9 protein-coding genes are annotated in these 13289 nt (G+C 66.3%); 2 read left to right on the top strand and 7 right to left on the bottom strand.

The annotated features are described in order from the left end of the window. Nucleotides 1–29: 29 nt before the first annotated feature. Nucleotides 30–323, bottom strand: a complete 294-nt coding sequence (locus tag VN634_10625; protein ID HXC51328.1) for a TMEM165/GDT1 family protein — start codon at nucleotides 321–323, stop codon at nucleotides 30–32. Between the two features lie 145 nt (nucleotides 324–468). Between VN634_10625 and VN634_10620 the strand changes: the two genes are divergently transcribed. Beyond that, nucleotides 469–1902: a deoxyribodipyrimidine photo-lyase gene (locus VN634_10620; protein ID HXC51327.1), complete on the top strand. Its 1434-nt coding sequence runs from the start codon at nucleotides 469–471 to the stop codon at nucleotides 1900–1902. A gap of 402 nt (nucleotides 1903–2304) precedes the next feature. Here the strand turns inward: VN634_10620 and rmuC are convergent, their stop codons facing one another. The 6 genes from rmuC to VN634_10590 all read right to left on the bottom strand — a co-directional run bounded on the left by rmuC (nucleotide 2305) and on the right by VN634_10590 (nucleotide 11913). Beyond that, nucleotides 2305–3624 carry a DNA recombination protein RmuC gene (rmuC, locus tag VN634_10615; GenBank protein ID HXC51326.1) on the bottom strand — a complete coding sequence of 440 codons (1320 nt, stop codon included), beginning with the start codon at nucleotides 3622–3624 and terminating at the stop codon, nucleotides 2305–2307. A 61-nt stretch (nucleotides 3625–3685) separates the two neighbouring features. After that, complete coding sequence (gene typA / locus VN634_10610) at nucleotides 3686–5521, bottom strand: translational GTPase TypA (protein HXC51325.1); 1836 nt, start codon at nucleotides 5519–5521, stop codon at nucleotides 3686–3688. Nucleotides 5522–5757: 236 nt separating this feature from the next. Next, nucleotides 5758–9039 carry a CusA/CzcA family heavy metal efflux RND transporter gene (locus VN634_10605; protein HXC51324.1) on the bottom strand — a complete coding sequence of 1094 codons (3282 nt, stop codon included), beginning with the start codon at nucleotides 9037–9039 and terminating at the stop codon, nucleotides 5758–5760. Between the two features lie 11 nt (nucleotides 9040–9050). After that, a complete protein-coding gene (locus tag VN634_10600; protein ID HXC51323.1) occupies nucleotides 9051–10010 on the bottom strand; it encodes an efflux RND transporter periplasmic adaptor subunit in 960 nt (319 codons plus the stop codon). Then, nucleotides 10007–11296 carry a TolC family protein gene (locus tag VN634_10595; protein HXC51322.1) on the bottom strand — a complete coding sequence of 430 codons (1290 nt, stop codon included), beginning with the start codon at nucleotides 11294–11296 and terminating at the stop codon, nucleotides 10007–10009. Before VN634_10595 ends, VN634_10600 begins: the two co-directional genes overlap by 4 nt. Before the next feature lie 209 nt (nucleotides 11297–11505). Next, nucleotides 11506–11913, bottom strand: a complete 408-nt coding sequence (locus VN634_10590) for a hypothetical protein (protein ID HXC51321.1) — start codon at nucleotides 11911–11913, stop codon at nucleotides 11506–11508. A 121-nt stretch (nucleotides 11914–12034) separates the two neighbouring features. On the opposite strand from VN634_10590, the gene VN634_10585 reads away from it, so the two are divergent. Beyond that, nucleotides 12035–13279 carry an LLM class flavin-dependent oxidoreductase gene (locus tag VN634_10585; GenBank protein ID HXC51320.1) on the top strand — a complete coding sequence of 415 codons (1245 nt, stop codon included), beginning with the start codon at nucleotides 12035–12037 and terminating at the stop codon, nucleotides 13277–13279. The last annotated feature ends 10 nt before the right edge of the window (nucleotides 13280–13289 follow it).

Below are 13289 nucleotides of genomic sequence, written 5' to 3'. Positions count from 1 at the left end.
GCGAGCGGCGCCGGATGGTAGTCAGCGCGTCATGCCCTTGCCAGCGTCCAGATGCCGATCACGATGAAGCCCGCACCCGCGATGCGGGTCAGCGTGCGGCCGTCGACGGTTCGCGAGATGAGCTCGCCGGCCATCACGCCGAGCGCGGATGCGAGCACGAGCGCAACAGCCGAGCCGGCAAAGACCGTCCACTTGTCGCCCGGGCTGCGCGCCGCGTACAGCATCGTTGCGAGCTGGGTCTTGTCGCCGAGCTCTGCGAAGAAGACCGTCGAAACGATCGTGAGGAACAGCTTCGTATCCATGCGTACGAAGGTACTGGTCACCCTTCGCGGTGCAAGCCGTGCGGTTCGCCCCCGCGCGGAAGATGTGTGCCCGCTGCAAGTCGTACCGTAGGGCGTCGGCGCGGAGGAGCGTGCTGCGGCACGACGCCGTTTGCGCCAAGTCACAGGCGCCCCTACGTTCCGCTGCGTGAAGGGTACGACGATTCTCTGGCTGCGCTCGGACCTTCGCCTTCATGACAACCCTGCGCTCGATGCTGCGGCCGGGCGCGGCGGAAGTGTGATCCCGCTTTTCGTCTGGTCTCCGGAGGAAGAAGAACCGTGGGCGCCCGGCGCCGCATCGCGCTGGTGGCTCGACAAGTCGCTGCGCGCTCTTGCCGCATCGCTGGAGGAGCACGGTTCGCGGCTCATCGTTCGCCGCGGCCCGGCTCTCGGCGTGCTTCGCTCGGTCGCGAGCGAATGCGCCGCCGATGCCGTGTTCTGGAACGATCGCTACGAACCTGCAGTTCTTGCACGCGATGCGCGCGTCGAGCGGGCTCTTCGTGGTGATCGAATCGAGGTGCAGCGCTTCGAATCGGCCCTGCTTCGCAAACCCGCCGACAGCGCGAAAACGGACCGCACGCCGTACCGGGTCTTCACGCCATTCTGGCGATCGCTGCTTGCGCGCGTACGCATCGAGCAGCCGCGCGATCCGCCCGGCACGATTCCGGCGCCGTCGTCATGGCCCGGCGGTGAGTCCATCGATTCGCTCGCGCTCGAGCCCGACGTCGACTGGACGCAAGGAATGCGGGCACGATGGACGCCCGGCGAAGCAGGCGCACGAGCGGTGCTGCAGAGTTTTGTCGAAAGCGCACTCGCACAGTATCCGTCCGCGCGCGACCAACCCGACATCGCCGGAACCTCGCGGCTGTCGTCACACCTGCATTTCGGCGAGATCAGCGTGCGCGAAGTCTGGAGTACTGTGCAGAAGTCGGCGCACGGGTCGGACGCCGCGGCGGAAGCGTGGCTGCGGCAGATCGGCTGGCGCGAGTTCGGCCATCACCTGCTCTTTCATTTTCCGCAGACGACCGCTGCTCCGCTGCGGACGGAGTTCTCGCGTCTGCGCTGGACGGACGATCCGCAGCGGCTTCGGGCGTGGCAGCGCGGAGCCACGGGCTACCCGATCGTCGACGCCGGCATGCGCGAGCTTTGGACGACCGGCTGGATGCACAATCGCGTGCGCATGATCTCCGCGTCGTTCCTCGTCAAGGATCTCGCCGTAGCGTGGCAGCACGGTGCGCGCTGGTTCTGGGACACGCTCGTCGACGCGGACCTTGCCAACAATACTCTCGGCTGGCAGTGGGTGGCGGGCTGCGGCGCGGACGCGGCGCCGTTCTTCCGGATCTTCAACCCCGTGGTGCAGAGCCGGCGTTTCGACCCGGACGGCGAGTATCTGCGGCGCTGGCTGCCCGAGCTTTCGCGGCTCGACGCGAAGTGGATCCACGAGCCGTCGTCCGCACCGCCCCTCGTGCTCGCTGCCGCAGGCGTTCGCATCGGCGAGACGTACCCGGAACCGATCGTCGCGCACGACCGGGCCAGGCGCCTGGCGCTCGACGCTTATGAGGAGATGATGCGCGAATCCTAGCGCCCGTACTCACCTCTCCACACGTCGCCGCGGAGTCGCATGAGCGGGCGGCCGCCGGAACACCCGGGTGGCGAGCGAGTTGTGGCAAATGCGGGTGATATCGCGCGCGAAACCGACCCGATGCGGTGCTCTCTTTCATCTTCGCTACTGTCTGAACCCCTCGACTCGCTGTAACGTCGCTCCTGCTCGACGCGAATCGATCGCAAGAGCAACAGGAGATTCGAGTCATGGACGCATCAAAGAAAAATCCGGAAAGCGGTTTCGCGCGCGGCGCGCTTCTCTGGTTGGTGGGTATCCCGCTGCCGCTCATCCTTCTGCTGTGGCTTTTCGGCTTCCATATGTAGAAGCCCGCAATAGACGCAGCGGTGCAGCTCGCGACGTCGTAGTCCCGCGACTTACGCGTCAGCCGTCGGTTCCCTGACCTGCGAGCGGCGCAGCCGCGGCCGGCATCGCCGGCTCCAGAAGCACCTCTTCTGCGTCCGCAACCTCCGCCGGCGACGAATCGGCGGTGCCGAGCACAGCGGCAGCCTTCTCATCCGACAGCGATTCGACATCGCCCAGCCGCTTCTGCATCACACGCGTGCGCACGCCGGTCTCGTCAATGGTGCGTGTCGCGGTTTCGAGTTGCGATTTCACCTTCGAGAGCACTCCGCCGAACTTCTGGAACTCGGTCTTTACGGCAGCGAGCACCTGCCAGACCTCGCTCGCGCGCTTTTCGATCGCGAGCGTGCGAAAGCCCATGCGCAGGCTCGACAGCGTGGCGGCGAGCGTCGTCGGGCCGGTCGCGACCACGCGGAATTTCTGGTGCAGCTCCTCGGAGAGGCCGGGATGGCGGACGACCTCGGCGAAGAGGCCTTCGGTCGGAAGAAACAGAATGCCGAAGTCGGTCGTGTGCGGCGGGTCGAGGTACTTGTCGCGGATGTCCTGCGCGCACTTGCGGACGGCCCGCGCGAGATCCGCCGACGCGCGCTCGGCGCCTTCGCGATCGCCTGCATCGGACGCATCGACAAGGCGTGCGTAGTCTTCCATCGGGAATTTCGAATCGATCGGCAGATGCACGATGCCGCTGTCGCCGGTTCCGGGCAGACGCACGGCAAACTCCACGACGTCGCGCGAGCCGCGCCGCGTCGCAACGTTGCGGTCGAACTGTTCGGGAATCAGCACCTGCTCGAGCAGCGCGCCGAGCTGCACCTCGCCCCACGTGCCGCGTGCCTTCACATTCGACAGGACCTTCTTGAGATCGCCGACGCCGGACGCGAGCGTCTGCATTTCGCCGAGGCCCTTGTGGACGGCTTCGAGCTGGACGCTGACGGTGCGGAACGATTCGCCGAGCCGCTTCTCGAGCGTGTCGTGAAGCTTCTCGTCGACGGTGCGGCGCATCTCGTCGAGCCTGGCCTCGTTGCCGGTCTGAAGATCCCGCAGCCGCTGGTCAACGCTGTCCCGCAGCAGACCCGTCACGCGCGCGAGCTCTTCACGAAGCGCGGCGGCCGAGCGCGCGTCTTCCTCGCGCAGCGCAGCCGCTGACCGCGCGTTCTCCTCGCGAAGCTCGCGAGCGGCGCGGGCGGCTTCCTCGCGGCCGAGACGCATCTCGCCCTGAAGCACTCCCTCGAGATTGGAGATTTCCGATGCTGCGTCCCCGCCGCTGCGCATCAGCAGGAACACGGTGAGGATGGCCGAAACCGTGGATGCGAACAGTACCGCGATGGCGAGTGAGTCGATCATGCGTGCCTCCGGTCATCCCCAAACCCGGCCGCCGGTCTGTCGCACTCCCCTCGCGGACGGCTCAGGCTTCTTCTTCCTGCTTCTTCTTCGGCCGGTCGTTCTGCCTCAGCATGCGCTTGCGAAGGCGGATCGACTTCGGCGTCACTTCGACCAGCTCATCGTCCGCGATCCATTCGACGGCCGCCTCGAGCCCCATCGGACGGGCGGGAGTGATCACGACCGCTTCGTCGTGGCCGCTCGCGCGCATGTTCGTCAGCTTCTTCTCGCGGACGATGTTGATGTCGAGGTCATTGTCGCGCGAATATTCGCCTATGACCATGCCTTCGTAAACTTTCGTGCCCGGCGAAATGAACATGACGCCGCGCTCCTGCAGATGGAAGACCGAGTACGGCGTCGCGACCCCTTCCCGGTCGGCCACGAGCGCGCCGTTGGTCCGGGCCTCGATGGTCCCGGTCCACGGGATCCAGCCGTCGAACAGCGCGTTCATGATGCCGGTGCCGCGGGTTTCGGTCAGGAACCGCGAGCGCAGGCCGATCAGGCCGCGCGACGGAACCTTGAACTCCATGCGCATGCGCCCGGTGCCGGCCGGCAGCATCTTGGTCATCTTGCCCTTGCGCAGCGCGAGCAGCTGCGTGACGACGCCGATGTAGTCCTCGGCCACGTCGATGACGAGCAGCTCCATCGGCTCGTGACGCACGCCGTCGATCACGCGGGTGACGACGGTCGGCCGGGAAACCTGCATTTCGTAGCCTTCGCGCCGCATGGTCTCGATCAGGATGCCGAGCTGGAGCTCGCCGCGGCCGGTCACCTTGATCGAATCGGGCGAGTCGGTGTCCTCGATGCGCATGCTGACGTTGCGGCGCTGCTCCTGGTAGAGCCGCTCGCGCAGCTTGCGCGACGTGACGTGCTCGCCTTCTCTTCCGGCCCACGGCCCGTTGTTGGCGCTGAAGATCATCGAGATCGTCGGCTCATCGACGCGGATCGGCGGCAGTGCAATCGGGTTCTCGCGCTCGCCGATCGTGTCTCCGATCAGGATGTCCTCGATGCCGGCCACGGCGACGATGTCGCCGGCCAGGCATTCCTCGGACTCGCTGCGCTGGAAGCCCTTCCACGAATAGAGCTGCGTGATCTTGACGAGCCGGTTCGGCTGGCCGTCGCGGCACAGCGAGAACATCTGGCCCTTGGTGAGCTTGCCGTTCTTGATGCGGCCGATGGCAAGCCGGCCGACGTACTCGTTGTAGTCGAGGTTGTTGCACTGGAACTGGACGGGCGCGTCGGGGTCGCCCTGAGGCCCGGGCAGCGCCGCGACGATGGTGTCGAACAGGGCTTTCAGGTTGGTCGCCGGCTCCGCGAGATTGGTCGTCGCCGTGCCGACGCGTGCGTTCGTATAGATGACCGGGAACTCGAGCTGGCTCTCGTGCGCATCGAGGTCGATGAAAAGATCGTAGACCTCGTTCAGCACTTCCTGGATGCGCGCGTCGGCGCGGTCGATCTTGTTGATGCAGACGATCGGCACGAGCCCGAGCGAAAGCGCCTTCTGCAGCACGAAGCGGGTCTGCGGAAGCGGGCCCTCCGATGCGTCGACGAGCAGCATCACGCCGTCAACCATCGCGAGCGTGCGCTCGACTTCGCCGCCGAAGTCGGCGTGGCCCGGCGTGTCGACGATGTTGATGCGGACGTTGTGGTAGACGACCGCCGTGTTCTTGGCGAGGATCGTGATGCCGCGCTCGCGCTCGAGCGCGTTCGAGTCCATCACGCGTTCGACCACGTGCTGGTTGGCCCGGAACAGGCCGCTCTGGTGAAGCATGGCGTCGACGAGCGTCGTCTTGCCGTGGTCGACGTGGGCGATGATCGCGACGTTGCGCAGGTCGTCGCGGCGCGGAGCTGAGCTGATCATGCTGCTGGGGTCCTCGGAATCTGTCGAAATGAGCTGGGGATCGGGCTGCGCCATATTTGCTGTCATTGCAGTCGTCGGGTTGCCGGACGACTGCCTCCATTCGGTCAATTGCATGACCTCGGATAGCTTCCGGCGTCAGCGGGTCGCGGACCATAGCACGGACGCAGGACGGAGCCAGCGCGTCGTCCGCCCGCGATGCCGCGCGAAAAGTCGTATGCGCAGCGATGCTTTACCGATCATCCTCGAACACGCTCGCGCACGCGCATCAGCGAGTACAGCACCGGCAGCACGAACAGCGTCAGGATCGTGCTCGATACGAGGCCGCCGATCACGACGGTCGCAAGCGGACGCTGGACCTCGGCTCCCGTGCCCGTCGCAAGCGCCATCGGCACGAAGCCGAGAGATGCGACGAGCGCCGTCATCAGCACCGGACGCAGTCGCGTCATCGCTCCGCGAATGATGGCGTCTTCCATCACGGGGGCTTGCACGGACGCCTGCACGGCAGGCTGCGCGGCACCCTTCTCGAGCAGCTGATCGATGAACGTGACCATGACGAGACCATTGAGAACGGCGACGCCGGACAGCGCGATGAAACCGACCGCCGCAGAAATCGAGAACGGCATCGCGCGCAGCCACAGTCCGACGATCCCTCCGCAGATCGCCAGCGGTACACCGGAGAAGACCATCGCCGCCAGGCGCGCACTGCCGAACGTCCAGTACAGAAGCAGGCAGATCACGAGGAAGCAGGCCGGAACCACGACCATGAGACGCGCCTTGGCTTCGACCAGGTTCTCGTACTGTCCGCCCCACTCCAGCCAGGTTCCGGGCGGAAGCGAAACTTCCGCCGCAATCCGGCGCCTGGCTTCCTCGACGAACGAACCGAGATCGCGCTCGCGGACGTTGCTCTGGACGACGATGCGTCGCTTGCCGTTCTCGCGGCTGACCTGATTCAGTCCCTCGGCGATGTGGACGTCCGCAACGGCCGACAGCGGCAGGTAGTCGAGGTGCGGCGGCAGATCCTCGAGCACGGCTTCGAGCGCTCCGCCGGACGAGCGCTGCTCGTGAAGGATCGGCACCGGCAGGCGCTCGAGCAGGCTGACGTCGCTGCGAAGCTGTTCCGGCAGCCGCACGACGATGTCGAACCGGCGATCGCCTTCGAACAGCTGCCCCGCTACGCGCCCGCCGACGCCCACCGAAACCACATCTTCGACATCCGAGACCGAAAGGCCATAACGCGACAGCGCACTTCGGTTCACGACGACGCTCGCTGCCGGAGCACCTTCGACCTGTTCGACGCGCACTTCCGCAGCCCCGTCGATCGAATCCAGCACGCCGGCGATTTTTGCGGCGACCGGCTGGAGGCTCGCAAACTCGTCGCCGAACACCTTGACCGCGAGATCGCCTCGCACTCCCGCCAGCAATTCGTTGAAGCGCATCTCGATCGGCTGCGTGAATTCGTATCCGCTGCCCGGAAGCTCGCCCACTGCTTCTTCCATGCGCGCGCGCACGTCTTCCTTCGTATCGCCGGGCCTTGGCCACTCGTTTCGGGGTTTCAGCACGACGAAGGTATCCGACAGGTACGGCGGCATCGGATCCGATGCCATTTCGGCGGTTCCGGTGCGTGAGAAGACGAATGCGACCTCGGGCAGCGTTTCGAGGCGCCGTTCGATGTCGCGCTGCATGATCGTGGCTTCGCTGAGACTGGTGCCCGGAATGCGAAAGGCCTGGATCACCACGTCGAGCTCCGCGAGCGTCGGCGCGAACTCCTGGCCGAGCCCGCGGAACAGCACGAGACAGACGCCGAACAGAAGGACTGCAGATGCCACGACGGCGCCGCGCGCCCGCAGCGCCACGCGAAGCGCGGGCTCGTAGGCCCGCTTGGCGAGCGCAACCACGCGGCTCTCGGATTCGCGCACGCGCCCGGTGATCACGAGGGCAACCATGGCCGGCACGAACGTCATCGACAGCACGAACGCCGACAGCAGCGCGCAGATGACGGTGAGCGCCATCGGCCGGAACATCTTTCCTTCGATCCCGGTCAGCGCCAGCACCGGAACGTAGACCGTCACGATGATGGCCGCGCCGAACGCAGCGGCAGTAAGAACCTCTTTGCTCGCCGCCAGCACGAGAGGAAGCCGCTCTTCGCGATCGAGCGGACGGCCGAGCACCTGCTGGCGTTCGCCGAGACGCCGCAGCGCGTTCTCCACGATGATGACGGCACCGTCGACGATCAGCCCGAAATCGATCGCACCGAGGCTCATGAGGTTGCCGCTGATCCTGCCTTCGACCATCGCGACCGACGTCAGCAGCATCGACAGCGGGATGGCGGCCGCCGTGATGCAGGCAGCGCGAAAATTCCCGAGCGTCAGCAGCAGGATCACGATGACCAGAAGCGCGCCTTCGAACAGGTTTCTCGCAACCGTGCCGATCGTCGCATCGACCAGTGACGTGCGGTCGAGGACAGTCGTCGCATGGATGTCGGGAGGAAGCGTGCGGTTGATCTCGCCGATGCGGCGATCGACAGCCGCTGCGACCGTGCGGCTGTTCGCACCGACCAGCATCAGCGCGGTGCCGAGCACGACCTCTTCGCCATTTTCGGTGGCGGTACCCGTGCGCAGCTCCTTGCCGATCCGTACGCTGGCGACTTCCTTCAGCCGCACGGGAGCACCGCGGCTGACCACGAGCGGGATCTGCTCGAGGTCGGCAACGGTCGTCAGCTGCCCGGCAGTGCGCACCGTGACGGACTCGCCGTTGTGCTCGATGTAGCCGGCGCCGGAGCTGCGATTGTTCTTCTCGATGCGCTCGATGACGTCTTCGAACGTCAGTCCGTGCGCGGTCATGCGCTGCAGGTCCGGCTCGACGTGGTACTGCTTGACGTAGCCGCCGATCGAATCGATTCCGGCGACTCCGCGAACGTTCTTGAGCTGGGGACGGATGAGCCAGTCCTGCACGGTGCGGAGATACGCGAGCAGCTCGGTTTCGCTCACCAGCCGCTCGCCTTCCGGCGTGAGATAGGAACCGTCGGCGCGCCAGCCCGGACCGCCGTGGGCATGCTCGGCTCCCTCGCCGCGAGGATGATCGAACTTGACCGTCCACATGTAGATCTCGCCGAGACCGGTGGTGATCGGCCCCATCAATGGCTCGACGCCCGGCGGCAGTGCGTCCCTCGCCGCCGCGAGACGCTCGCTGACCTGCTGGCGGGCAAAGTACAGATCGACGCCGTCGTCGAAGACGGCGGTGACCTGCGCGAACCCGTTTCGCGAGAACGAGCGCGTCTGGACGAGACCGGGAACGCCGGCCATCGCCGTCTCGAGCGGATAGGCGACCTGTTTTTCCACTTCCACAGGCGACAGCGCCGGGGCGACGGCGTTGACCTGCACCTGGCGGTTGGTGATGTCGGGCACCGCATCGATCGGCAGACGCAGCAGCGACCACGCTCCGACCATCGCGGCCGCAAGCGTCATCGTCACGACGAACACGCGATGCGTGATCGAAAAGGCGAGCACGCGCTCAAGCATCGGAGCCGCCTTCAGTCCTCATGACCGCCTTCCGTTTTGAGAAGCTCCGCCTTGACGAGGAACGAACGCTCGCTCGCGACGCGGTCGCCGGCGGCAAGACCCGATCGGACTTCGACCGTGGACCGCCCGCTGCTGCCGAGCTCGACCGTACGCACCTCGAAGCGCTCGCCGGCGACGACGAACACGGCCGGCTTTCCTGCGACGGTCTGCACGGCGCGACGAGGCACCACGATCGCCGCATCGACGGGATTTTCGATCGTCGCCGTCACGAACAGGCCCGGACGCCATTCTCCGTTCGGATTCGCGACGACGACCCGTGCCGTCACCATGCGCGTTTCTTCTTCGACGATCGGCGAGACGTACGAGACGCGCGATTCGATCTCCGGTCCGCCGCGGCTCGCCGCGATCCGTACCGGCCGCCCGACACGGACGAGATCGAGCACCTGCGGATAAGCGCTGATGAGCACCCACACCGTGGACAGATCGGCAATGATGTAGGCCGGCTTGTCGGGCGATGCGGTCTCTCCCGCAACGATGTGCCGGTCGATGACCGTCCCCGCGAACGCTGCGCGAAGCTCGAACGGCGAGAGATTGTCGCTTTCGACGACGGCCAGCACCTCGCCCGCCTTGACGTCGTCGCCTACGGACTTGCGCACTTCACGAACCAGGCCGGAAAAGCGCGGCGCGATATGCGCAAGCCGGTCCCCGTTCGGCCGCACCTCGGCCGGAAGCTCGACCGCGACGTCCACGATTCCCGGGCCTGCGGAAACGATGGTGACACCCGAGTGAATGAATTCCTCGACGGTGAATACGTGCTGGCCGGCGTGGTGCTCGTCTTCGGCGGGCTCGTCCGCGAACGCGACCGGAGGAAGAGACGCAACGGCAATCGCAAGAAGGCTCGAGAACGCGCCGATCGCTGCAGCAATCCGGCGGCTGCTGGTCGCAGTCGCAGCAACGCGATGGCGTCTCATCGCACACCCGCAGCGTCGGCGTGCGCGAGCTCGATCGCCGCGAGCCGCTCGACGTCGGCCGCAGCCAGATGCGCCGCTTCGAGAACACCGACATATTCGGTCTCGAGCTCGAAGACCGTGCGCTCAGCTTCGAGCACGTCGATCCTGCGAACCGCACCCTGCCGGAACGCCGAGCGCGCGTTCTCGCGAGCCGCGCGCGCGGCCGGAAGCGTGGAGCCCGCCAGACGTTCGGCGTTCTCGCGCGCGGCCGTGCATCGCCGGTACGCCTCGTGGATCGCTGCGAGCGCCCCGGCCGATGCGGCCGCGGCCTCGTGTTCGGCTTTCGAAAGCCGCGCGCGCGCTGCTGCAACCGAATCGCGGTTCCTGTCGAACAGCGGCAGCGGAACGCTCACCTCGAAGACCAGTGCGTTATCGGAATTGTCGCTGAAATGCCGCGCGCCGATTCCCGCCGTCACGTCGGGAACGCTGCCGGCCTCTTCGAGCCCGAGCGTCGCGCGGCGTTCTTCCCGTTCGCTGGTCCAGCGGGCTACGTCCGGCGATGACGGGACCAGTCGTGCGAGCTCGTTCTCGGCCGGCAGGCGCGGCAGGTCTTCGAGTTTGCCGGTCGCTCTCGTGAAGGCTGCGGCCTCGCCGCGCCACGTGGCAGCAAGCGAGTCGCGCGCCGCACGAAGCTCCGACTCGGATTGCGCAAGCTCGAGCCCCGCCCGTTCGAGAGTGAGCCGCGCACGCGAAAGCTCGAATGGCGAGCTGGCGCCGGCCGATACGCTGCGAGTCGCGGCGTTGACCTCCTCGGTCGCGACACGCCGGCGCTCGCGCACGAGATCGATCCGCGCCTGCGCGGCAAGCACCGTGATGAATGCGCGGCGCACGCGCGACAGTACGTCGAGCCGCTTCGCCTCGAAGTCCCAGCGCGCAAGATCGCGACCGATCTCGGCGACGCGCGCGCGCTTCGATCTTTTCCCTCCGAGCTCGATCAGCTGCGACAGCAGCAGCGTGGTCTCGGTATCGTCGAAGCCGCTGCGATCCCCGGAGACGCCGATGTTTTCGACCTCGGTCTGAACGACGGGGTTCGGACGGCGCGCGGCCTGGCCGGCAAGTGCTTCGCGCGCACGGATCTCGTCGGATGCCGCCGCAAGCTCCGGGCTCTGGCGAAGCGCTGCCGCATAGGCGTCGTCGAGTGAAATCGTGCCGGTCGGTTTGCCGTGTGACGGCATACCGCCCGCAATCGCTGTCACGCACGCCAGCTCGAACAACAGCATGGTCGAAAGAAGGACACGGAAAATCATGCGTCAGCTCCCGGATCGGCATCGCAGCTGCCGGGTCCCACAATGAGGCAGCCGCGAGGCTGCCGATCAGATGAACAGCCGCGAGGCTGCCGATCGAATGATCAGCCGCGAGCCTGCCGATCAGAAGAACAGCCGCGAGGCTGCCGTTCAGTTGAACGAGCCGCGAGGCTGCCGAGGTCGAATCGGATTACGGATGGAAGCGGACGGTCTCAGATCAGGAGAACAATCGAACGGCGGGACGCGGTGCTGCTGAGATCTCTCGCGATCGAATCGCGAAGAAGCGTCGACAAGCGGATCACGTTTGCGCCGGCAACGGGATTCGCGGCCGCGATGATGCAGCGCGCAGGCGACGCGGCATCTCCGCGGTCGCTCTTCTTCTGGAGAGCAGCCTTCAGCGCAACGGGAGTGTCCGTGCAGCCGCGGCAGTCGTCGAAAGCGCGCAGCTCGGCCGAATCGGAGTGTACCGGCGGGCAGCATACATCGAGCGATGACTCGATCGCGAGGTGACCGTCGTTGCCAATGCAGAACACGGCAGCCGCACTCGGGCCGCATGCAACGAGCAGATAGAAAAGCGCAACCGATCGGACGAAGGCCTGGCGGATCCGGCGGCGCGACATGAGCCCCGTCTAGCAGGCTTGCCGCGGGTTGTCATCATGCCGGCGCGTCCGCTGGAAGAACGCTTCGACCGATCGTGCCCCCGCTTTGGTCGCCGCGCCGGGCGATGCTACAGACGCCGACATGCGATTCGGCGTGTTCTACGAGCTTCAGCTACCGAAACCCTGGGACGCCACGAGCGAGCACCGACTCGTGCACGAGGCGCTTGCGCAGGTCGAGCTGGCCGACCGGCTCGGCTACGACTACGCGTGGTGCGTCGAGCATCATTTCCTCGACGAGTACTCGCACTGTTCGTCTCCCGAAGTCTTCCTTGCGGCGGCGGCGGCGCGCACGAAGAACATCCGTCTCGGTCACGGCATCCGCCAGGTGATCCCGAACTACAACCATCCCGCGCGCACCGCAGAAGGCCTCGGGATGCTCGACCTGGTCTCCAACGGCCGCGTCGAGTTCGGAATCGGCGAAGGCGCAACGCGGCTCGAGCTCGGGGGCTTCAAGATCCCGGCGAAGGAAAAGCGCGCGCTCGCGCTCGAAGCCGCAGCCGAGATTGCCGACATGATGGTCATGGAGCCGTACCCCGGCTTCGAAGGCGTCTCGTTCTCGATGCCTTGCCGCAACGTTCTGCCCAAGCCGCTGCAGAAACCGCATCCTCCGATGTGGATGGCCTGCACGAACCGCGACACGATTCGAGTCGCTGCGAAGAACGGCGTCGGCGCGCTCGCATTCGCTTTCGTCGATCCCGACGAGGCGCGCACGTGGAGCAAGCTCTACTACGACATCATCCGCAGCGATGAGTGCGTGCCGATCGGGCACAGCGTCAACGCCAACCTTGCGATGGTCTCGGCTTTCTCGGTGCACCACGATCGCGCGGAAGCGATCCGGCGCGGACAGGAAGGGTTCGATTTCTTCTTCTACGCGATCAACGCGCTGGTTGCGCAGGACGCGCTGCCAGGACGCTCGCGGCTCTGGGAATCGTTTCGGGAGATGCGTGGCACCCGCACGGACGACCTCGTCGCGTCCGCTGCAGATCCCGCCTATCGCGGCGCAGGAATCGGCACGCCCGACGACATGCGCGCGCACCTTCACGAATTCGAAGACGCGGGCGTCGACCAGGTGATCTTCCTGCAGCAGGCCGGTCACAACCGTCATGAGATGATCTGCGAGTCGCTCGAACTGTTCGCCGGCGAAGTGCTCGACGAGTTCCGCAGCGAGTCCGGCGCGCGCCAGGCGCGCAAGATGCAGGAGCTTGCGCCCTGGATCGACAAGGCGCTCGCGCGACGCCGAAAACGCGAGCCGCTACGCGACGACGAGATCCCCGTCGTGGGTGCCTCGCGCGCACGCGCCGAGGTCAACCGACCAGAATCGCACTGACTACGGAGCG

The organism is Candidatus Limnocylindrales bacterium (assembly GCA_035571835.1).
Lineage (GTDB): Bacteria > Desulfobacterota > Binatia > UBA1149 > CAITLU01 > DATNBU01.
Note: the sequence above shows the minus strand (reverse complement) of the source record. Positions and strands in the feature narration are given on the sequence as shown.

Excerpts from the sequence above, each read along its gene's own strand:
- VN634_10585 (HXC51320.1), top strand. The coding sequence starts at position 12,035 with ATGCGATTCGGCGTGTTCTACGAGCTTCAGCTACCGAAACCCTGGGAC.
- VN634_10600 (HXC51323.1), bottom strand. The coding sequence starts at position 10,010 with ATGAGACGCCATCGCGTTGCTGCGACTGCGACCAGCAGCCGCCGGATT.
- VN634_10595 (HXC51322.1), bottom strand. The coding sequence starts at position 11,296 with ATGATTTTCCGTGTCCTTCTTTCGACCATGCTGTTGTTCGAGCTGGCG.
- VN634_10590 (HXC51321.1), bottom strand. The coding sequence starts at position 11,913 with ATGTCGCGCCGCCGGATCCGCCAGGCCTTCGTCCGATCGGTTGCGCTT.
- typA (HXC51325.1), bottom strand. The coding sequence starts at position 5,521 with ATGATCAGCTCAGCTCCGCGCCGCGACGACCTGCGCAACGTCGCGATC.
- VN634_10605 (HXC51324.1), bottom strand. The coding sequence starts at position 9,039 with ATGCTTGAGCGCGTGCTCGCCTTTTCGATCACGCATCGCGTGTTCGTC.
- rmuC (HXC51326.1), bottom strand. The coding sequence starts at position 3,624 with ATGATCGACTCACTCGCCATCGCGGTACTGTTCGCATCCACGGTTTCG.